The 20,890-nt window shown below is 61.6% G+C and carries 22 protein-coding genes and 1 tRNA gene; 17 read left to right on the plus strand and 6 right to left on the minus strand.

The window, feature by feature from the left end; all coding sequences use genetic code 11:
* The first annotated feature begins 66 nt into the window (after positions 1-66).
* The 4 genes from NHH73_06315 to NHH73_06330 all read left to right on the plus strand — a co-directional run bounded on the left by NHH73_06315 (position 67) and on the right by NHH73_06330 (position 3,083).
* The gene (locus tag NHH73_06315; protein USX27895.1) at positions 67-1,128 is read left to right on the plus strand and encodes a sensor domain-containing diguanylate cyclase; all 1,062 of its coding nucleotides are present in this window, start codon (positions 67-69) and stop codon (positions 1,126-1,128) included.
* Between the two features lie 13 nt (positions 1,129-1,141).
* Positions 1,142-1,432, plus strand: coding sequence for a DUF427 domain-containing protein (locus NHH73_06320; protein USX27896.1), 291 nt, complete (start codon positions 1,142-1,144; stop codon positions 1,430-1,432).
* A gap of 66 nt (positions 1,433-1,498) precedes the next feature.
* A complete protein-coding gene (locus tag NHH73_06325) occupies positions 1,499-2,755 on the plus strand; it encodes a metal-dependent hydrolase (protein USX27897.1) in 1,257 nt (418 codons plus the stop codon).
* Between the two features lie 145 nt (positions 2,756-2,900).
* Positions 2,901-3,083: a hypothetical protein gene (locus NHH73_06330; GenBank protein USX27898.1), complete on the plus strand. Its 183-nt coding sequence runs from the start codon at positions 2,901-2,903 to the stop codon at positions 3,081-3,083.
* A gap of 5 nt (positions 3,084-3,088) precedes the next feature.
* Here the strand turns inward: NHH73_06330 and tsaD are convergent, their stop codons facing one another.
* Positions 3,089-4,129, minus strand: coding sequence for a tRNA (adenosine(37)-N6)-threonylcarbamoyltransferase complex transferase subunit TsaD (tsaD, locus tag NHH73_06335; protein USX27899.1), 1,041 nt, complete (start codon positions 4,127-4,129; stop codon positions 3,089-3,091).
* 211 nt (positions 4,130-4,340) lie between these two features.
* On the opposite strand from tsaD, the gene NHH73_06340 reads away from it, so the two are divergent.
* Positions 4,341-4,655: a hypothetical protein gene (locus NHH73_06340; protein USX27900.1), complete on the plus strand. Its 315-nt coding sequence runs from the start codon at positions 4,341-4,343 to the stop codon at positions 4,653-4,655.
* 1 nt (position 4,656) lies between these two features.
* Here the strand turns inward: NHH73_06340 and NHH73_06345 are convergent, their stop codons facing one another.
* Positions 4,657-5,715, minus strand: coding sequence for a 3-deoxy-7-phosphoheptulonate synthase (locus tag NHH73_06345; GenBank protein USX27901.1), 1,059 nt, complete (start codon positions 5,713-5,715; stop codon positions 4,657-4,659).
* A 112-nt stretch (positions 5,716-5,827) separates the two neighbouring features.
* On the opposite strand from NHH73_06345, the gene ybiB reads away from it, so the two are divergent.
* The 7 genes from ybiB to NHH73_06380 all read left to right on the plus strand — a co-directional run bounded on the left by ybiB (position 5,828) and on the right by NHH73_06380 (position 13,953).
* Entirely contained in the window at positions 5,828-6,817 is a 990-nt protein-coding gene (gene ybiB, locus NHH73_06350) for a DNA-binding protein YbiB (protein USX27902.1), read from the plus strand.
* A 67-nt stretch (positions 6,818-6,884) separates the two neighbouring features.
* The gene (locus tag NHH73_06355; protein USX27903.1) at positions 6,885-8,093 is read left to right on the plus strand and encodes an NAD(P)/FAD-dependent oxidoreductase; all 1,209 of its coding nucleotides are present in this window, start codon (positions 6,885-6,887) and stop codon (positions 8,091-8,093) included.
* A gap of 205 nt (positions 8,094-8,298) precedes the next feature.
* On the plus strand, positions 8,299-8,511 hold the full coding sequence (rpsU, locus tag NHH73_06360; GenBank protein ID USX27904.1) for a 30S ribosomal protein S21: 213 nt from the start codon (positions 8,299-8,301) through the stop codon (positions 8,509-8,511).
* A 131-nt stretch (positions 8,512-8,642) separates the two neighbouring features.
* Complete coding sequence (locus NHH73_06365) at positions 8,643-9,092, plus strand: GatB/YqeY domain-containing protein (GenBank protein ID USX27905.1); 450 nt, start codon at positions 8,643-8,645, stop codon at positions 9,090-9,092.
* Positions 9,093-9,213: 121 nt separating this feature from the next.
* Complete coding sequence (dnaG, locus tag NHH73_06370; protein ID USX27906.1) at positions 9,214-11,010, plus strand: DNA primase; 1,797 nt, start codon at positions 9,214-9,216, stop codon at positions 11,008-11,010.
* A 562-nt stretch (positions 11,011-11,572) separates the two neighbouring features.
* The gene (gene rpoD, locus NHH73_06375; GenBank protein USX27907.1) at positions 11,573-13,771 is read left to right on the plus strand and encodes an RNA polymerase sigma factor RpoD; all 2,199 of its coding nucleotides are present in this window, start codon (positions 11,573-11,575) and stop codon (positions 13,769-13,771) included.
* 103 nt (positions 13,772-13,874) lie between these two features.
* A tRNA-Ile gene (locus NHH73_06380) sits at positions 13,875-13,953 on the plus strand.
* Between the two features lie 79 nt (positions 13,954-14,032).
* On the opposite strand, the gene NHH73_06385 is transcribed toward NHH73_06380, so the two are convergent.
* Entirely contained in the window at positions 14,033-14,410 is a 378-nt protein-coding gene (locus NHH73_06385; GenBank protein USX27908.1) for a type II toxin-antitoxin system VapC family toxin, read from the minus strand.
* Positions 14,410-14,646 carry a type II toxin-antitoxin system Phd/YefM family antitoxin gene (locus NHH73_06390; GenBank protein USX27909.1) on the minus strand — a complete coding sequence of 79 codons (237 nt, stop codon included), beginning with the start codon at positions 14,644-14,646 and terminating at the stop codon, positions 14,410-14,412. Before NHH73_06390 ends, NHH73_06385 begins: the two co-directional genes overlap by 1 nt.
* Positions 14,647-14,910: 264 nt before the next feature.
* Between NHH73_06390 and NHH73_06395 the strand changes: the two genes are divergently transcribed.
* Both NHH73_06395 and NHH73_06400 read left to right on the plus strand, forming a co-directional pair.
* Entirely contained in the window at positions 14,911-15,660 is a 750-nt protein-coding gene (locus NHH73_06395) for a HipA domain-containing protein (GenBank protein ID USX27910.1), read from the plus strand.
* A 151-nt stretch (positions 15,661-15,811) separates the two neighbouring features.
* Positions 15,812-16,003, plus strand: a complete 192-nt coding sequence (locus NHH73_06400; protein USX27911.1) for a hypothetical protein — start codon at positions 15,812-15,814, stop codon at positions 16,001-16,003.
* Positions 16,004-16,071: 68 nt separating this feature from the next.
* Here the strand turns inward: NHH73_06400 and NHH73_06405 are convergent, their stop codons facing one another.
* Positions 16,072-16,551 (minus strand): DUF3016 domain-containing protein, encoded by a 480-nt coding sequence (locus NHH73_06405; protein ID USX27912.1) that lies wholly within the window; start codon positions 16,549-16,551, stop codon positions 16,072-16,074.
* Positions 16,552-16,703: 152 nt separating this feature from the next.
* On the opposite strand from NHH73_06405, the gene NHH73_06410 reads away from it, so the two are divergent.
* Together NHH73_06410 and NHH73_06415 are read left to right on the plus strand one after the other, a co-directional pair.
* Positions 16,704-17,330: a LysE family transporter gene (locus tag NHH73_06410; protein USX27913.1), complete on the plus strand. Its 627-nt coding sequence runs from the start codon at positions 16,704-16,706 to the stop codon at positions 17,328-17,330.
* A 106-nt stretch (positions 17,331-17,436) separates the two neighbouring features.
* Positions 17,437-18,540: a Gfo/Idh/MocA family oxidoreductase gene (locus tag NHH73_06415; protein ID USX27914.1), complete on the plus strand. Its 1,104-nt coding sequence runs from the start codon at positions 17,437-17,439 to the stop codon at positions 18,538-18,540.
* 1 nt (position 18,541) lies between these two features.
* Here NHH73_06415 and NHH73_06420 read toward each other — a convergent pair whose 3' ends face one another.
* Positions 18,542-19,198: a hypothetical protein gene (locus NHH73_06420; GenBank protein USX27915.1), complete on the minus strand. Its 657-nt coding sequence runs from the start codon at positions 19,196-19,198 to the stop codon at positions 18,542-18,544.
* A gap of 198 nt (positions 19,199-19,396) precedes the next feature.
* Here NHH73_06420 and NHH73_06425 point away from each other — a divergent pair, with 198 nt between their 5' ends.
* Entirely contained in the window at positions 19,397-20,884 is a 1,488-nt protein-coding gene (locus NHH73_06425; protein ID USX27916.1) for a tryptophan 7-halogenase, read from the plus strand.
* Positions 20,885-20,890: the final 6 nt, after the last annotated feature.

A 20,890-nucleotide genomic window follows, 5' to 3' on the forward strand; every position in this document is an offset into this window, starting at 1 on the left:
TTTTGTTATAAAATTAACTGGCAGCATCCACTTATAATAAAATCGCGTCGCTACCCCGGGGACCCCATGTTGGCCGCAGACAACGTACACACGCTGACCACCTCCCGCCCGCCAGCCGACCAGTTCCGCCTGGCCGCGCTGCACCGCTACGACATCCTCGATACCCCCGCCTGCGAAGACTTCAGCTTCCTCACCGAGCTGGCGGCGCGCATTTGCAACGTTCCCTACGCGTTCGTGTCGCTGGTCGACGCCGACCGGGTGTGGATCAAATCCTGCGCGGGCATGCACATGGGCGAGCTGCCGCGCGGCGAGAGCTACTGCTCGCTGGCCGTATTGGGCGAGGCCGCCACCGAGATTCCCGACCTGACCGAGGACTACCGCACCGCGCGGATGGCCCTGACCGTCAACGCGCCGCATATGCGCATGTACAGCAGCGTGGCGCTGACGTCGTCGGACGGTTTCGCCATCGGCACCTTGTGCGTGATGGACACCAAGCCGGGCGGCCTGGACGAGGAGCAGCGCTCGATCCTGTCGCGGCTGGGACGCCAGGTGATGGCGCTGATCGAATTGCGCGCCAGCGAACGCACTCTGGCCGACGCCGTGCGCGAGCTCGAGCTGCTGGCCACCACCGACGAGCTGACCGGCCTGCACAACCGCCGCTCGCTGCTGCAGCGGCTGCGCTTCGAGGCGGCGCGCGCCAAGCGCTTCCGCTCGCCGCTGTCGGCGGTGATGATCGACCTGGACCACTTCAAGCGCATCAACGACGAACACGGCCATTCGGTTGGCGACCAGGTGCTGGCCGGCGTCGGCCGCCTGTTGCGCGAAAGCGTGCGCGTGATCGACATCGCCGGCCGCTACGGCGGCGAGGAATTGTGCGTGATCCTGCCCAACACGCCGCTGGACGGGGCGCTCAAGTTCGCCGAGACCTTGCGCGGCAAGATCGAGGCGCAGCTGCATTACGCCGGCGCGCGGCCGCTGCCGGTCACGGCCAGCTTCGGCGTCGGCGCGTTCGACCACATGGAAATCGCCGACGCCGAGAGCCTGCTGCGCCAGGCCGACGCCGCCCTCTACCGCGCCAAGCATGCCGGACGCAACCGCGTCGAGGGCGCGGTCCTTGAACGACACTGAAAGGAATTACCTGATGCCCACTGCCACCTGGAACGGCGCCGTCATCGCGCAAGCGAGCGACGACGAAGTCGAGATCGTCGAGAACAACGTCTACTTCCCGCCATCGGCGGTCAAGTCCGAATACCTGAAGCCGAGCGACCACAGCAGCCGCTGCCCGTGGAAAGGGACGGCCAGCTATTACACCGTCAGCGTCGACGGCAAGGACAACGAAAACGCCGCCTGGTATTACCCGCAGCCGTTGGACAAGGCGGCGCAAATCAAGGACCACATCGCGTTCTGGCGCGGCGTGGACGTGCAGCGCTAGATGACGGTGTTATTGGCAGTACGGTATTTGCCCGGGTTGACTGTTCGGTCCGAGCGCGTCTAGCAAATGGATAATATTACCCACAGCATCATCGGTTTTGGCGTTGGAGAACTGGTGCACCGCAGCGTGCCGCGCGAAGCGGACGACAGCTCGCAGCGCGTGCGGCACCGTTTGTTGCTGGTCTCGTGCGCGCTGGCCAGCAATTTTCCCGACCTGGACCTGTTCCTGACCCGGCTGCTGCCCGACCCGCTGGGCTATCTGCTGCACCATCGCGGCCATACGCATACCGTCTTGCTGGCGTTGCCGCAGGCCTTGCTGCTGGCGGCGCTGCTGTGGCTGTGCTGGCCGTCGGCGCGGGCGCTGCTCCAGTCCAGCCGCACGGCGCGCTGGGGCTTGGCGGCAAGCATCACGACAGGCTTCGCGCTGCATCTGTTGATGGACTACACCAACTCGTACGGCGTGCATCCGTGGTATCCGTTCAGCGGCCGCTGGTTCTTCGGCGACATGGTGTTCATCGTCGAACCGCTGTTCTGGGTGGCGATCGGCACGCCGATGGCGCTGATCATGCGCTGGCGCTGGGCGCGCTGGCTGGGGTTTGCCGGCTTGTTCGCAGCGCTGGTGTTCTTCGCGTCGAGGGAATATCTGGGCTGGCCGTCGGTGGCCGCGTTGCTGCTGATCGCACTGGCGTGCGGCGCGGCCCAGTGGCGGGCCGGCGCCAACGGCAGGGCCGGGCTGCTGCTGGCGCTGGGCGTCGGTATCGGCTTTATCGCGGTGCAGGGCGCCGCTTCGCAGCTGGGGCGGCGGTTGATCGTCTCGGCGCTGCACCAAGCCGACTCGTCGTCGCGCGTGCTTGACGTGGTGATGACGGCTTATCCGTCGCAGCCGTTGTGCTGGAGTTACATCAGTGTCGAGAGCCACGAGGCGGCGGGCAGCTATCGCTTGCGGCGCGGGGTGGCGAGCGTCGCGCCGACCTGGTTGGCGCCGCTTTCCTGTCCGGCGGCGCTGGTGGAATCGCAGTCCGCGCAGGCGTTGTCGTCGTCGGTGATGCAGTTCGAGACCAAGGACGGCAGTCTCGCCGCGCTGCGTGCGTTGAAGAACGGCAATTGCCAAGCCGACGCCTGGCTGCGTTTCGGTCGCGCGCCGTGGCTGGACCTGACCAAGGGCGAATTGTCGGATTATCGGTTTGCTTTGACGCCGCGTGGGAATTTCACCACGTTGCACATCGCGCCTGCGGCTGCCTGTCCGCAAGGCGTACCGGGTTGGGGCTATCCGCGTGAGGATTTGCTTTTACCACAGCATAATGGTGCGGATGCACGTTTTTAGTGCTTGCCTAGCCGTATCGTGTGGTGTCTTTGAGACAAAAATCTCTAGAATAGATCGATTAGGACAAACTTTGTCCAATCTTCTTGGCACGACAATTGCATTGCTATTGAGAAAGGAAGAAGATCGAATCTTAAGGAGGAACGTTATGAACGCAACTGAAGACAAAGCAAAATCGAATCTGTTCCATGAATCGTCGGCGGACGAGCACCGTTCGCGCAGCGAGCGTATCGCCGCGCGTGGCGTGTCCCTGAGCAAGGTCAAGGGCAAATACCTGATTCCGCTGGTTGGTCTGGCCGTGCTGGCCTCGATGGCCTTCGCCCAAGGCTAAACTGATCACACCACCTTGATCTCGTCCAAGGGCCAGCGCGGCCGTACGTTGAACGAATAATCGCGTTTGGCCGCGTCCGGGTTGATCATCAACCGCATCGCGCCCGCAAAGGCGATCATCGCACCGTTATCGGTGCAAAACTCCAGTTCCGGGTAGTACACCTTGAACTTCTTCTTGGTGGCGGCTTCGTTCAGCGAGGCCCGCAGCTGGGAGTTGGCCCCAACCCCGCCGGCAATCACCAATCGCTTCAACCCCGTGTGCTTGAGCGCCGACACGCACTTGGCCGTCAGCACCTCGACGATCGCATCGACGAAGCCGCGCGCAATATTGGCCTTGTCCTGCTCGCAGATATTGGCGATGACCTTCTCGTCGTGATTCTTCACGACCGTCAGCACCGCCGTCTTCAGGCCGGAGAAGCTGAAATTGAAATCCTTGGTATGCAGCATCGGGCGCGGCAGCTTGTAGGCCGTCGGATCGCCGAACTCGGCCAGGCGCGAGATCGCCGGTCCGCCCGGATAGCCCAGGCCCAGCAGCTTGGCCGATTTGTCGAACGCCTCGCCGGCGGCATCATCCAGCGTTTCGCCCAGCAAGGTGTACTGGCCGACGCCGTCCACGCGCATCAGCTGCGTGTGACCGCCCGACACCAGCAGCGCGATGAACGGAAACTCCGGCGGCTGCGACGCCAGCAGCGGCGACAGCAGATGGCCTTCCAGATGGTGCACTCCCAACACCGGCTTGTCCAGCGCCAGGCCGAGGCTGCACGCGACCGACGAACCCACCAGCAACGCGCCGGCCAGGCCGGGGCCTTGCGTGTAGGCGATGGCGTCGATGTCGGCCAGCGACTTGCCGGCGCCTTCCAGGGTCTGCGTCAGCAGCGGAATGGCGCGGCGGATGTGGTCGCGCGAGGCCAGCTCCGGCACCACGCCGCCGTATTCCTCGTGCATCGTCACCTGCGAATACAGGGCGTGGGAGAGCAGTCCGTGTTGCGTGTCGTACAGCGCAAGGCCGGTTTCGTCACAGGAGGATTCGACGCCGAGAACGATCATGAAAGGGCTGCAAGGTGAAAGGGTAATCCGCCATTGTAATGGAAAGCGCGCCCGTTGACCTTGCGCCGCTGCACCACTCGATGCCGGCACCGCACCGGCCGGGTGCGCGGTTTTGCCGTTCGGACAGTGTTTTACCTCGATTTAACGTATTTGCCGTGTGGCACCAGTTTTGCTTAGAGAAGGATCTGAAAGTTGACAGCCGGAGGGCGCTATGTCGGAACAATGGAAGCTGATTTGCAAAGTGAAGGATGTGCCGCTGAGCGGGGCGCGCCTTGTGCCGCGTGGACTGGCTTGGCAGGAGTTGCCGGGCGTGGCGCTGTTCCGCACCGACGAGGACAGCGTGTTCGCCGTGCTGGAGACGGTCGACGTCGAGCCGCGCGAGAGCGTTGCGCGGCGCTATTCCGTCAAGGTGGAGGATTGCAAGGTCTACTTGGACCTGGAGGAGTTGGGCGCCCCGGCCAGCAAGGCCGAGGCGGCGCTGGCCGGCTCGTTTGGCGTGGCCACCAGGGTGATGGCCTTCGGCTAGCTTAAGGGCGCTTCAGCAACTGCTGATGTGCGTCGCGCAGCATCTTTTCGGTGGTTTCCCAATCGATGCAGCCGTCGGTCACAGAGCATCCGTATTTCAGCTGGCTCAGATCGGCCGGGATCTTCTGGTTGCCGCCGACGATGTTCGATTCGATCATCACGCCCACCAGCGACTGGTTGCCCTGCACCACTTGATGGATGACGTCGCCCATCACCAGCGGTTGCAGTTCCGGCTTTTTGTAGCTGTTGGCGTGCGAGCAATCGACCACCAGGTTGGCCGGCAACTTGGCCTTGGCCAGCGCCTGCTCGGCGATCGCGATCGACACCGAATCGTAGTTCGGACGGCCGTCGCCGCCGCGCAGCACCACATGGCCGTAGGCGTTGCCGCGCGTGCGCACGATCGATACGTTGCCTTGCGCATTGATACCCAGGAACGCATGCGGATGCGCCGACGACAGGATGGCATTGATGGCGATGCTGATGTCGCCGTCGGTGCCGTTCTTGAAGCCGACCGGCGTCGACAGGCCCGACGACATCTCGCGGTGGGTCTGCGATTCGGTGGTGCGCGCGCCGATCGCGGTCCAGGCGATCAGGTCGCCCAGGTATTGCGGCGAGATCGGGTCCAGCGCCTCGGTCGCGGTCGGCAGGCCCAGCTCGCACACGTCCAGCAGGAACTGGCGCGCCTTTTCCATGCCGACATTGACGCGGAACGAGTCGTCCATGTCCGGATCGTTGATATAACCCTTCCAGCCGGTGGTGGTGCGCGGCTTTTCGAAATACACGCGCATCACCAGCAGCATGGTGTCGGCCACTTCGGCCTGCAGCGCCTTGAGGCGGCGGGCGTAGTCCAGGCCGGCGACCGGGTCGTGGATCGAGCACGGGCCGACGACGACGAACAGGCGCTTGTCCTGGCGGTCGATGATGTTGCGCAGGGCTTCGCGGCCCTTCATGACGGTCTCGGACGCGCTGTCGGTCAGCGGCAGCTTGGCGTGCAGGGCCTCGGGCGACGGCATCGGCGCGAACGAGGTGACGTTGATGTTTTCGATGTCTGGGGAAATCATGATTGGACTGTATTTCTTTTCTGGGGGATAGATAGTGTAGCCGAATTAGCTAATACCGGTTCCGCCAGTAAGGTTTTTTCACATTTCGGCAAAATCGTTTAAGCTTGATGTCATGACGATATCGAACACTGAACCCTTCCTCGCCGCCCGACTCATCAAGGAGATCGGCCGCGGCAAAAACGGCGCCCGCAGCATGACGCGCGACGACGCCCATGACCTCTATCAAGCCATGCTGGACGGACGCGTGTCCGATCTGGAGCTGGGCGGCATTTTGCTGTCCATGCGCATCAAGGGCGAATCGGTGGAGGAAATCGCCGGCTTCCTCGACGCGGCCGAGGGCTCGTTCGAACCGCTGACGGCGCCGCCCGGGCAGTTCGCGCCGGTGTGTATTCCAAGCTATAACGGCGCCCGCAAGATGGCCAACCTGACGCCGCTGCTGGCCATGCTGCTGGCGCGCGAAGGCGTGCCGGTGCTGGTGCATGGCGTCGCGCACGACCTCGGGCGCGTCGCCAGCGCCGAGGTGTTCGAGGCGCTGGGCGTGCCATCGGTGCGGCACCGCGCCGAAGCGGAGGAGGAGATGGCCAAGGGCCACGTCGCCTTCATCACCATCGACGCGCTGGCGCCGAAGCTGGCATACATGCTGTCGCTGCGGCGCCGGCTGGGCGTGCGCAATTCGACCCACACCCTGGTCAAGATCATGCAGCCGTTCGCAGGACCGGCGCTGCGGCTGGTGTCCTATACCCACCCGGAATACCTGGAAATGCTGGGCGAATATTTCACCACGTCGGCGCTGCACGAGCGCGGCGACGCCTTCCTGATGCGCGGCACCGAGGGCGAAACCGTGGCCAACGCCAACAAGGCGCAGCAGATCGACTGGTTCCACGGCGGCCTGCGCACGACCCTGGTGCCGAAGCAGACCCAGGTCGGCGAGCTGCCATTGCTGCCGGAAGACAAGAGCGCGGCGGCCACCGCCGAGTGGATCGCGTCGGTGCTGCGCGGCGACGTGCCGGTGCCGCCGTCGATCGCCGAGCAGGTGGCGCAGTGCCTGCTGGTGTCGCGCACCTTGCAGTCGCGCAAGCGGGTCAGCGAGCCGATCGAGTAAATCGGCAGCGTGGGGCGGGCCGTGCGACTCGCGTACAATACCGCCCCTTACCTGATGGGAACTCAATATGGCAAAGTTTGATGTGGCAGTAATCGGCGCGGGCGCAGCCGGCATGATGTGTGCGGCGACGGCGGCCCAGCGCGGCAAGCGCGTGGTGCTGGTCGACCATGCGACCAAGCTGGCCGAGAAAATCCGCATCTCCGGCGGCGGGCGCTGCAACTTTACCAACATCAATGCCGGTCCGGCCAATTTCCTGTCCGAGAATCCCCACTTCTGCAAGAGCGCCTTGTCGCGCTACACGGCCGCCGACTTTGTCGCGCTGGTCAAGAAGCACCGTATCGGTTACCACGAGAAGCATCGCGGCCAGCTGTTCTGCGACGACTCGGCCGAACAGATCATCGACATGCTCAAGGATGAATGTGCCGCCGGCGACGTCCACTGGTGGATGCCGTGCAAGGTCGAGAGCGTCGCACAAGGCGGCGAGGGTGGCTTTGTCCTGCAGACCGATAGCGGCACGATCGAAGCCGATAGCGTGGTGATCGCCACCGGCGGCCTGTCGATCCCGAAAATCGGGGCGACCGACTTCGGCTACCGCATCGCCCAGCAGTTCGAACTGCGCATGGTCGAGCCGCGCCCGGCGCTGGTGCCGCTGACCTTCGACCCGCAAGCGTGGGCGCCGTTCGTTGAAATGGCCGGCATCGCGCTGGAAGTCGATGTCGAGACCGGTTCCTTCAAGGGCCGCAATCCGACCGGCGGGCGCTTCCGCGAAGATTTGCTGTTCACGCACCGTGGCCTGTCGGGTCCGGCGATCCTGCAAATTTCCAGCTACTGGACGCCGGGCACGCCGATCGTCATCAACCTGATCCCTGAACTGGACCTGGCCGCTACCTTGATCGAAGGCAAGGGCACCATCAAGAAGCAGCTGGGCAATGTGCTGTCGCAATGGCTGCCGGCGCGCCTGGCCGAAGGCTTGCTGCTGGCGCACGGCTTCGCGCTGGACGCGCGCCTGGCCGACCTGCCCGACGCGCAACTGCGCAAGCTTGGCGCCGCGATCAACCAGTGGACGCTGACGCCGAACGGTTCGGAAGGCTATAAAAAGGCCGAAGTGACGCGCGGCGGCGTCGATACCCGCGAGCTGTCGCAGCAGACGATGATGGTCAACAAGGTGCCGGGCCTGTACTTCATCGGCGAGGCGGTGGACGTCACCGGCTGGCTGGGCGGCTACAATTTCCAGTGGGCGTGGGCATCGGGTGTGGCGGCGGGGCAGTCCGTCTGATATACTCGTCGTTCCTGCTGTAGCGGCGCTTGTGCAATCGTTGAAGTTATAGAAAGATTGCCTCAGGTTGTGTCACTGATGCCGCATTGTTTTTGCAGGGAAAACCACACGACGGGCCGTCCACGCGGCCTGTGGGGTTCCATTTTGCTGCAAAAGCTGCTATAGTCTCTTTCTCCCTATAACCTCAAACGGTTTGAATTTTTACATGACCACTATTCGCCTTAAAGAAAACGAGCCGTTCGAAGTCGCAATGCGTCGCTTCAAACGCACCATCGAAAAAACCGGTCTGCTGACCGAACTGCGCGCACGCGAGTTCTACGAAAAGCCAACGGCTGAGCGTAAGCGCAAGCTGGCAGCTGCCGTGAAGCGTCACTACAAGCGCATCCGCAGCCAGCAACTGCCGAAAAAACTGTTCTAATTCTGCTTTACGCAGACCCAACCCGGCAGCATGGCGCTTGCGCCGCGGGTTGAGTTTTAGAAGATACCCGCTCCGGTCATCCGCAGCGGGTTTTCGCATTTATACACCATCATTTACCGAGGGAAATCCACATGGGCCTGAGAGAACAAATCACCGAAGACATGAAAAACGCGATGCGCGCCAAGGAAGCGTCGCGCCTGGCCACCATCCGCCTGATCCTCGCTGAGATCAAGCGCAAGGAAGTCGACGAGCGTATCGAGGTCAACGACGAGCAGACCGTCGCCATCGTGGAAAAAATGATCAAGCAGCGCAAGGATTCGATCACCCAGTTCGAAGCCGGCAACCGCCAGGATCTGGCCGACATCGAAAAAGCCGAGCTGGTCGTGCTGACCGCCTACATGCCCGCCGGCCTGTCGGACGAGGAAATCGCCGCCGAAGTGGCTGCCGCCGTGGCCGCTTCGGGCGCCGCCGGTCCGCAGGACATGGGCAAGGTCATGGCCATCGTCAAGCCGAAGCTGGCCGGCCGCGCCGACATGACCGTCGTGTCGGCACTGGTCAAGAAGGCGTTGTCCCCGGCATAATCTGCGTGCCGCCGGGTTGCTGTAACCTGGCGCTGTTTTTACCTCCGCCGTGCCTTGATTCGCATCAAAACCGGATCGGCGCGGCGGTATAGTCTGAAAAATTACCCGACCGCTCAGCCCTGTGATCCCACAATCTTTTATCTCCGATTTGTTGAACCGCGTCGATATCGTCGACGTTGTCGGACGCTACGTGCAGCTGAAAAAAGGCGGTGCGAATTTCATGGGCCTGTGCCCGTTCCATAGTGAAAAGTCGCCCAGCTTCACGGTCAGCCCGACCAAACAGTTTTACCATTGCTTCGGCTGCGGCGCCCACGGCACCTCGATCGGCTTCCTGATCGAATACTCCGGCATGGGCTTTGTCGACGCCGTCAAAGACCTGGCGCAGAACGTCGGCATGGTGGTGCCCGAGCAGGATGACAAGATCCCGCCGGCGCAACGCGCCCAAATGCAGGCCCAAAGCCTGGCCTTGTCCGACGCGATGACCCAGGCGTGCGACTTTTACCGCGCCCAGCTACGCGGCGCCACCGACGCCATCGCCTACCTGAAAAATCGCGGGCTGACCGGCGAAATCGCCGCCCGCTTCGGCCTGGGCTACGCGCCGGCCGGCTGGGACGGCCTGAAAAGCATCTTCCCCGACTACGAGGCGGTCGCGCTGGCCGAGGCCGGCCTGGTCATCGACAAGGTCGACGAGGATGGCGGCAACCGCAAACGCTACGACCGCTTCCGCGAGCGGATCATGTTTCCGATCAAAAACACCAAAGGCCAGGTCATCGCCTTTGGCGGCCGGGTCCTCGACCATGGCGAACCAAAGTACTTGAATTCTCCGGAAACGCCTTTATTTTCAAAGGGATTCGAGTTGTATGGCTTGTTCGAAGCGCGCCAGGCGATCCGCGACGCGGGTTACGTGCTGGTGACGGAAGGCTATATGGATGTGGTGGCGCTGGCGCAGATGGGGTTCCCGCAAGCGGTGGCGACCCTGGGCACGGCCTGCACCACCCATCATGTACAGAAATTGTTGCGTCAGACCGACATGGTGATTTTCAGTTTCGACGGCGACAAGGCCGGCCGCCGCGCCGCACGGCGCGCGCTGGAAGCCTGTCTGCCGCACGTGACGGACAACAAGACCATCAAGTTCCTGTTCCTGCCGACCGAGCACGACCCGGACAGCTATGTCCGCGCGCATGGCAAGGAAGCGTTCGAGCAGGAGATCCATGAGGCGATGCCGCTGTCGCAGTTCCTGATCAAGGAAGTGGTCGGCGAGCATGATTTGCAAAGTCCGGAGGGCAGGGCGCGCGCCCAGTTCGACGCCAAGCCGCTGCTGCAATCGATGACGCCGACGGCGTTGCGCCTGCAGATCGTCCGCGGCCTGGCGCAGCTGACGCAGACCACGCCGTCCGAGATCGAGGTGCTGTTCGAGCTGGCCAAGCCGGTCGCGGTGGCCCGCAAGGCACCGCCCCGCAGCGGGCGTCCGGTGCCGGTCGGGCTGGAATTGCAGATCGTGCGGCTGCTGGTGGCGCATCCGCCGTTGTCGCTCGATATCGATGCGGCGGCGCTGAAGGCCTTCGAATTCTTCGGCGCCGAGCCGGCCGAACGCCTGGCGCAGCTGGTGGGCGCGGCGCAGGCGATGGGCCCGAACGGCAGTTTTGCGGCGTTCGCGCAACATTTGAAGTCGCAGGGAGACGAGTACGACGGCATCATCGCCGAAGTAGTCAAGGAGTCCGAGTCCGATTTTGATGCGGTGCGGGCGTTCCTGCGCGGAGCGATCCGCCAGGTCAAAAACGACGCCTTGAAGCAGGAATTGAGTCAGTTGTTCGCCGCCGGCCTGTCATCCGACGAGATTGGCGTGCGCTATCGGGAGCTGACTTCGCAGCAAGACCAACTATTGCGCGAAGCGCAGGCGGAGTTGGCGAACCGATAATGTTGCGGTGCGATGGAGTGGAGTTGCAATGCGTTTTTGGATGTCATCTTTTTGTCATGTTTCCGGCGGGGGAAGTGGGGCTCTTCCCTCTGGATATTGAAAAGTGGCGTGCTATAATAAAACGCTAAGTGTTGTATCTTTTGGCATCGTTTTTTGTTCAGAGTGTGTTTGTTTTCAGTAAGTTAGGCTCTTGATCGACATGGAAAGACGCAGTGTCGGCGGCCAGGGCCAGCTTTGGTTTAGTCGGCGAACCTCCCGTGGGGACGCTATCAGCGGACCTTCTGTTTGCTGTCTAACCTAGTCATGGTTTCTTGCCCCCACGCACGTGTCCGGATGCAGTAGAATTTTGCCGACAGCGGTGGATTTCTGTGGACGTCGATCGGTCTGACCGGGTGTAAGTAAGTCGTAGTATTGTCGAACTGCTCGGCAAGTTCGAAGACGTAGGTTCCAAACAAATTGAACCGCAAGAAACTTTATCCTCAATAAGCAAGTCGTTGTGTAATCGAAAGCGCCTGTGCCAATCAAGAAACCTGAATCCAAAGCGGCTGCAAAGCCGAGCAAAGTGACCGCCCAATCCGCCAAAACTGCGGACAAGTCGGAAACGCGCGTCGCCAGCGGCAACCCGCCCGTGGTCAGCCAGACCACGGACGCCGCCACGCTCGCGGCCATCGATACCTCGGGCTACGTGCTGCCATCGGTCAAAGTGCCGGGCCGGCGCGGGCGCAAACCGAAAGAATTCCAGCCAGAAAACGACGAAGTCGCCGCGCTGAACGCGGTCGAACGCGCCGAGCTCAAGGCCGTCGACAAGGCCAAGGCCAAGGACCGCAAGGCCAAGGAAAAGGCGTTGCTCAAGGACGCCTTCTCGTCGGACACCGAAGCGACCGAGGAAGAGCTCGAACGCCGCCGCCAGAAACTCAAGACCCTGATCAAGTTCGGCAAGGAACGCGGCTTCCTCACGTACGCCGAGATCAATGACCACCTGCCAGAGAACATCGTCGATCCGGAAGCGATCGAGGGCATCATCGGCACCTTCAACGACATGGGCATCGCCGTCTACGAGCACGCGCCGGACGCCGAAACCCTGCTGCTGTCGGACAACGTGGCCACCGTCACCAGTGACGACGAAGCCGAGGCCGCCGCCGAGGCGGCGCTGTCGACGGTCGACTCCGATTTCGGCCGCACCACCGACCCGGTCCGCATGTACATGCGCGAGATGGGCTCGGTCGAGCTGCTGACGCGCGAGGGCGAGATCGAAATCGCCAAGCGCATCGAAGACGGCCTCAAGGACATGATTCAGGCCATCTCCGCCTGCCCGGTGACGATCGCCGAGATCATCGCCGCCTCCGACCGCATCCGCGCCGACGAAATCAAGATCGACGAGATCGTCGACGGCCTGGTGGATGACAGCGATGAGGTCGCCGCCGCGCCGGTCGTCGCCGCGCCAGCCGAAGAGGACGACGAGGAAGAGGAAGAGGAAGAAGAGGAAGAAGAGGAAGAGGAAGAAGCGAGCGCCTCCGGTGCCGCCGGTTTCTCGGCCGAACAGCTCGAAGCGCTGAAGAACGCCGCGCTCGACAAGTTCGACGTCATCTCCACCCAGTTTGACAAGATGCGCCGCGCCTTCGAGAAGGAAGGCTATAACTCCAAGGCCTACATCAAGGCCCAGGAAGCGATCTCGTTCGAACTGCTGGGCATCCGCTTCACCGCCAAGGTGGTCGAAAAGCTGTGCGACACCCTGCGCGGCCAGGTCGACGAAGTGCGCCACATCGAGAAGCAGATCCTTGACGTCGCCGTCAACAAGTGTGGCATGCCGCGCGCCCACTTCATCAAGGTCTTCCCGGGCAACGAAACCAATCTGGACTGGGTCGACGGCGAAGTCAACGCCGGCCACGCCTACAGCGCCATCCTCGGCCGCAACATTCCGACGATCAAGGAACTGCAGCAGCGCCTGATCGACCTGCAAGCGCGCGTCGTGCTGCCGCTGCCGGACTTGCGCAACATCAACCGCCAGATGGCGGCCGGTGAAATGAAGGCGCGCAAGGCCAAGCGCGAAATGACCGAGGCCAACTTGCGTCTGGTGATCTCGATCGCCAAGAAGTACACCAATCGCGGCCTGCAATTCCTCGACCTGATCCAGGAAGGCAATATCGGCCTGATGAAGGCGGTGGATAAGTTCGAATACCGTCGCGGCTACAAGTTCTCGACTTATGCGACGTGGTGGATCCGCCAGGCCATCACGCGCTCGATCGCCGACCAGGCGCGCACCATCCGTATTCCGGTGCACATGATCGAAACCATCAACAAGATGAACCGTATTTCCCGCCAGATTCTGCAGGAAACCGGTGCCGAGCCGGATCCGGCGACCTTGGCCATCAAGATGGAAATGCCGGAAGATAAGATCCGCAAGATCATGAAGATCGCCAAGGAACCGATTTCGATGGAGACGCCGATCGGCGACGACGACGACTCGCACCTGGGCGACTTCATCGAGGACAACAATACGCTGGCGCCGTCCGACGCGGCGCTGCACGCCTCGATGCGCGGCGTCGTCAAAGATGTGCTCGACTCGCTGACGCCGCGCGAAGCCAAGGTGCTGCGCATGCGCTTCGGCATCGAAATGTCGACCGACCACACGCTGGAAGAGGTTGGCAAGCAATTCGACGTCACGCGCGAGCGCATTCGTCAGATCGAAGCCAAGGCCCTGCGCAAGCTGCGTCATCCTAGCCGTTCCGACAAGCTGAAAAGCTTCTTAGAAGGCAACTAAGGCTTGACTAGCGGCTGTGCTAGCCCTTATGCTCGCGAGTTCGTTTTAAAAGCGAGCGCGCGTCGGAGGGGCTAGCCGGTTCCCAGCGCATCAGTAATACCCTGGGCCTCTAGCTCATGCTTGGTTAGAGCAGCGGACTCATAATCCGTTGGTGCCGTGTTCGACTCACGGGAGGCCCACCAAATTCGGTAAAACAAAACAAAGGGTTAGCAATCATGCTAACCCTTTTTTATTTCTTGATGCGGTATGAGCGGAATTTCACTAGACAACTTCGACCAATTCCGAATACCCGCTCAAAATGGCATCGGCGGTGAGCAATCGAAGTGGTTCGCACAACGCTTGCGCGATCAAGATGCGGTCAAAAGGGTCGCGGTGGATGTCAGGAAGCCGCTCTACAGCGGCAGCATGCTTCGCCGAAATGGCGAGCTCTTTAAAGCCACTGTTGTCGATCTCCGCCACTAGCTGGTGTACGTCAACTTCCAGCTTGCCAATGCCAGTCTTAATTGTCGCTTCCCATATTGAGGCGCTGCTTACATACACTTCTGATGCTGAAACGATCCTGTCCCGAGCTGTTTTCGAAAGTCGAGGATGATCTTGCAGCCACCACAGGTATATGTGCGTGTCTAAAAGAATTCTCATTACCGGCCTTCAAATGCAGCTTGAAGCTCATCAGGCAAAGGAGAGTCGAAATCGGAAGCGATTTTGATTTTTCCTTTCATCGCACCAGGCTGGCGGACAGGTTTGAATGCCGGCATAGGCACCAGCATGGCGGCGGGTTTCCCAGCCTTCGCAATCACGATCTCTTCGCCTTGCGTGACGGCTTCGATCAGTTTCGAGAACTGTGTTTTGGCATCATGAATATTAATGGTTTGCATGTGATCTTTCCGAGTAGTGAGCTTAGTCTAGTCTAGTCCATCTCGGAGCCGCAGGCAACCTCTGACTCTCGATGGGCCCCACCTGTAAGATTATTGGCTATGATTTCATAGCAAATATCCGCTGGCAGATCCAGACCCCTGTGCCTTCCCGGTTCCATACGGCCCCAAAACCCCTGCGGACAAAGATCGCGGACAAAAAAGGCGTGTTCAGTCATAGCGGATGGAGAGCGCGCGCAACGCTACCCGAGGATGGCGGAAGAGTCGATGCAAGGGGAGGCGCCGGGGTCGTTGGCCGGCGGCGAGCAGCCCAAATTCACTGCGGTGGTTAGACGCGGCGATCTTGGCATGCCGGTCGAACATGTCATCGTCAAATTCTCGCCGCCGCTCGATATGCCATCCGGGCGGCGTTGGGGAGATTTGCTTGTCTGCGAACATCTCGCGTTGCAGGTGCTGGCTCGCAGTGGCATCGCCGCAGCAAAAACCGCTATCCTGGAATTCGGCGAGCGCGTGTCCCTGGAGGTGGTTCGTTTCGACCGGGTGGGGCTAAAGGGGCGGCGCCCGATGGCGACCTTCTCCGCATTGGACGGCGACCTCGGGATGATGGATCAAAGCTGGACCGCCGTCGCGCGCGAGCTTGGCCGTCTAGGCGAATTGCCGGAGCAAGACATTGTGACGGTCGAGATTCTTGATCTCTTTGGCGCATTAATCGGCAACACCGATAAGCATCACGGAAATATCGCCGTCGCGTGGACGTTTGAGCGTAAGCATCGTCTGCTTGATGCGTACGACATGCTGCCCATGCTCTACCGTCCAAATGCTCACGGCGAAATTGTTGCGCGCGAATGGACACCGAGCTACATGGGGCGCTTGGAATTAAGGCACCTATCGAAGTGCCACGACATGGCGATGCAGTTTTGGCGGGACGTACTGGACGACTCACGCATATCGGATGACTTCAAAGGTGTCGCCGGTCGCCATATGATGGCGCTCCGTCCTTTGGCGCCCGACGCCTAGTGACCTCAGGATGTGACATAAGTTCCGTAGGGTAGCTTGGTTTGGATCGCGACAGGAGCGGGTGGTTGCCCATAAAATCTGACTTGGAATGACGTTTTGGCAGAAGCGCCAGTACGTTGACAGGGCATCAGACAGCGCGGATGATGGGCAGATGGAAAAGCGTATCGAAAAACTTGAACGCACGCTTGCCGCGATCGAGTTGGACCTCGGAATCCTTAAGGCCACTTCCGCGACCAAGTCGGACCTCGCCGAGGCCAAGACAACGATTATTTTATGGGTGGTCAGCGCCGTCATACTTGCGCAGATACTGCCTGGCCTGTTGAAGAAGTTTGGAATTATGTAAGAACCAGCCCGCTCCAGCGGGCTTTTTCATATATCAACATCTAGTCATCCGCAGCCGGGTGCGGCGCCTTAACGCGCCGGCATGATTTCTTTCCTGAACCAGTCATCGAGCATCTGTTTATCGTGCCCGTACAGGTCCTGGTTATAGCTGCGTGACCCCATCAAATAGTTCGGATCGGACAATTCGCGGTCGCCGCTGCGCAGCACTTTGCCGTCCTGTTCGATGCTGAAGCGCAGATGCATCCTCGGCCAGTCCGCCTGGCCCTTCATCACGCGGATATCCCGCACCGGCACCCTCGGAAAAACATCGCCGGCCAGATCGATATCGATGAATTCGACCTTCAGTTGCTGGCCTTCCGGCAGCTGGGACGCCAGCTGATTGAGGTGATCGCGGAAAATCATTTCCATCGATTCGCGGTCGGAAGCGAAGCGCGGCACATCGGTCATTTTTTCGGGATTGATATAGGTGACCGTCGCCGCCGCCGATGCGCTGGCGCTGGCCAGCAGAAACACGGCAACCGTTCCGACGTTACGGATGAACTTACTCATGAATGACATATCCTTTTGCGATGACCTGATTCTGTGCCCTCCCAATATACGCTCATTCCGGCGGCAGTTCATCCCACACATATTTTGCTGGGCATCCAGTTGCATACATGCCAAAATTACCGCCGCAAGCGCTTCCACAAAAAGGATAACCGATGAATTTGCCTTCCCTGTCGCAACTAGCGCCACACGGCACCACCCTGATGGCGCTGACCATCGCCGCCGTATTGCTGACGCCGGGTCCCACCAACACGCTGCTGTTCCTGGCGGGAAGCCGCGATGGCTTCCGGCGCTCGCTGCGACTGATCGCTGCGGAGTGGGGCGGCTACATGATCTCCATCAGCATCTGGTGCGCCTTCCTGGCGCTGGCCGCCGCCGTCGCGCCTTGGGCGCCCACCGTGGCGCGCGCCTGCGCTGCGACCTACATCGCGTACTCGGCGGTCAAATTGTGGCGCACCGCGCCCCAGGCCGGCGCCGCCGGCAGCGCCGCCATCGGTCCGCGCGAGCTGTTCTTCGTGACCTTGCTGAATCCGAAGGCGTTCTTCTTCGCCACCGTGGTGTTTCCTCCGCTGTCGGATGGCGCCGCCGCGCTGTCGCAGGCTTACTTGCTGTTCATTAGCCTGTTGCTGCCGATCGCCGCGCTGTGGATCGCGATGGGCTCGGCGGTGCTGGCCTACCCGAGCGCGACGCCGCGTCAGCCGCTCGTGCACCGCATCGCGGCTGGCGTACTGCTGGCGTTTTCGGGATCGATGTTCGTTTCGCTGCTGGCGTCCGCTCGCTGAGAAACCACACCGGACCAGCCGGATTTTTTCCGGCCACATCCAATCGCGCGCGTTGCTTCTATACTAAAATTGCCATTCAAAATGAACACTCAATAGGAGAAACGGGATGATAGATCTGGATCGGCGCAGTCTGGTTCTGGCCGCTGGCGGTGCATTGGCGGCAGCGACGGTTGGCGCTCCGGTGTGGGCCGCGACGCCCGAGCGCAAACTCGGTTATGCGATTGTCGGCCTGGGCGGTTACGGCCTCGGCATCATCATTCCGCAGTTCAAAAACTGCCAGCACAGCAAGCTCGTCGCGCTGGTCAGCGGCGATCCCGCCAAGGCCAAGCGCGTGGCGGCCGAGTACGGCGTGCCGGAGTCCGGCATCTACGATTACAAGAGCTACGACAAGCTCAAGGACAATCCTGAGGTCGATGTCATCTACATCTGCCTGCCTGTTTTCATGCACAAGGAATACACGGTCCGTGGCGCCGCCGCCGGCAAGCACATCCTGTGCGAGAAGCCGATGGCCTTGTCCGCCGTCGAGTGCGAGGAGATGATCGCGGCCTGCAAAAAAGCCGGCAAGAAATTGATGATCGGCTACCGCAGTCACTTCGAGCCGTACAACCTGGAGGCGATACGCCGGGCGCGCGCGGGCGAGATCGGCAAGCTGCGCTATTTCCGTTCGGAGCACGGGTTCACGGCGGGCGGCACGTCGTCGTGGCGCTTGAAGAAAGCGCTGTCGGGCGGCGGTTCGCTGATGGATATCGGTATCTATGCGCTGCAGGCGGCGCGCTACATGACGGGCGAGGAGCCCATCGCCGTGTACGCCAAGGAGACCACGGACCGCTCGGATCCGCGCTTCCGCGAGGTCGAGGACATGATCGAGTTCCAGCTGGAGTTTCCTTCCGGCGTGATTGGTTCATGCATGTCGATGTACAGCGCGAATCAAAACCACATTTTGCTGATGGGCGACAAGGGCCGCATCGAGCTGGAGCCCGGCACCGCTTACAGCGGCCATCGCATGTGGGTGGGCAATGGCCGCAGCAACGAGATCACGCCGCCGCCGGGACCGGGCAAGACACAGTGGGCGGGCCAGCTCGACCATATGTCGACCTGCGTGATCGACAACCGCGAGCCGATCGTGCCCGGCGAGGAAGGGTTGCGCGACATGCGCATCATCGAAGCGATCTACAAGTCGGCCCGCGAGCAAAAGCGCATCGTGCTGTAATTTAACCTTCGGCTTTGCGGGCTTCCTCGGCGATCTTGATGTCCAGCATCGAGATCACGAGGTCGTCCTCCGTCAGCAGTTCCTTCAGCGGGAAGCCGTCCTCCATGGCGATCACGGCGCCCGCCGTCACCTTTTCCTCCACTTCGCCGCCCGGTGGCGTGTGCGGCATGAAGGCGAATTGCGGAAAGCGCGTTTTGCCATGCTCGGCGATTTCGTGCAAAGTCCTCGGCGCGGCGCGCAGCAGGCCGTTGCGCACATGGTTCTGGCGATCCTCGCCGCGCTGCTTGAGCAGCGCCGTCAGCCGGACGATCTCCTCCGTCAAGCGGTCGGACTCCGCCTGCTGATGGCTCAGCTCGTCGTCGGTGAGCGCTTCCTCCCACTGCGTCAGTTTCAGCAGCCCGCGCTTGTGCAAGGTCTGCCGTTGCAGGTCGATTTCGATGGCGGCGGCGCGGGTCTGGTGCGAGTCCAGGTCCTGGGCGATGCTGGCGTCGCCGTTGGCGCGGTGCCATTTGTCGCCGAAGTTGAACACCAGGCCGTCGAAGTAAAAGTACATCGGCAAGCCATTTGCTGGAGCGTATTCCAGCACTTGTTTTGCCGTGATCTTCCAGCGGGCAGCCAGTTCCGCCAAAGTCAGGGTCAGGGGTTCAATCGTGGGCATGATGGGCGCTAGTCGAATCGTCAATTATTGGGCGCCATTTTCTCACAGTCGCTTGCATCCCGCGCCAACTTGTTGTGCCGGCGATTACGATTTTGACGTTTTGACCCGCTGATTTTGCCCAGGACGGCTACTGTCGACGAAGTCGTTGTTATACTTTCCGGCGAGACAGCATTCGACTGTCCAGACTCTGGAGACGATATGACGGACCGCAGGTTGAAGAAGATAGTGATCGTTGGCGGCGGCACCGCCGGTTGGATGGCGGCGGCGCCGCTGGCCCAGCGGCTGGGCAAGGATTGCCAGATTGTGCTGATCGAGTCGCCCGACATCGCTACCGTCGGCGTCGGCGAGGCGACCTTGCCGACCATCCGCTATTTCAACGCCTCGCTGGGGCTGGACCACGCCGAATTCCTGCGCAAAACCCAGGCCTCGTTCAAGCTGGGCATCGAATTCAAGGATTGGGGCTATATCGGCAACCGTTTCTTCCACGGCTTCGGTGACTTCGGGCCGAAGATACAAGGCCGCTCGCCGCACATGCACTGGCTGCATCTGGCGCGCGTCGACCCCAATATTCCATCGTACGAGAACTGGTCGATATCGACGGTGATGGCGCGCAACCATCGCTTTGCGCCCGCCAACCCCGACGATCCGTATTCCTACGGCTTCCACTTCGACGCCGCGCTCTACGCGATCCATCTGCGCGAGTACGCCATCGAGCGCGGCGTGACGCGCATCGAAGCGACCATCGACGATGTCGAGCTGCGCCCGGAAGACGGCTTTATCGCCGCCGTGAAGTTGAAGGACGGCCGGCGCATCGATGGCGATTTCTTCATCGATTGCTCGGGCTTCCGCGGTTTGCTGATCGAGGGCGCACTCAAGGCCGGCTACGACGACTGGAGCGACCAGCTGCCGTGCAACAGCGCGCTGGCGATGTTGTGCGCCAAGGCCGAGAAGCTGGAACCGTTCACCACCGCCACCGCCAAGGCGGCCGGCTGGCAATGGCGCATTCCGCTGCAGCACCGCACCGGCAACGGCCACGTCTACAGCAACGCCTTCACCACCGACGAGGAGGCGGCCCGCGTGCTGATCGACGGCCTCGACGGCGCGCCGCTCGACGAGCCACGGCAACTGCGTTTCGTCACCGGCCGCCGCCGCAAATCGTGGATCAAGAACTGCGTGGCCCTCGGCTTGGCGGCCGGCTTCATCGAGCCGCTGGAATCGACCAGCATCAACCTGATCGAGAACGCGGTGGGCAAGTTGATCGAGTGTTTCCCGGATCGCGATTTCCTGCCTGAATCTACCGCCGAGTTCAACCGCTACATGGCGTACCGCTACGAGTCCGTGCGCGACTTCATCATCATGCATTACAAGCTGACCCAGCGCACCGACACCGAGTTCTGGCGTTACTGCGCCAACATGCCGATCCCGGACAGCGTGCGGCACCAGATCGAGCTGTTCCGCGAAACGGGCAGGGTGGTCATCTACGACCAGGACGGTTTCGGCGATCCGTCGTTCATCTCGATGCTGCTGGGGCTGGGCGTGGTGCCGAAGGTCGACGATCCGTTTGTCGCCGCCATCGACAGGGATGCTTTGCAAGCCCACATGGCTGGCGTGCGCGCGGACATCATTAAAAAGGTGTCCACCATGCCCTACGTCGGCGATTACCTCGCGCGCGCCGTCGCCCAGTAACGCCGG

The sequence above is a fragment of the Oxalobacteraceae bacterium OTU3CINTB1 genome, assembly GCA_024123955.1.
Classification (GTDB): domain Bacteria; phylum Pseudomonadota; class Gammaproteobacteria; order Burkholderiales; family Burkholderiaceae_D; genus Rugamonas.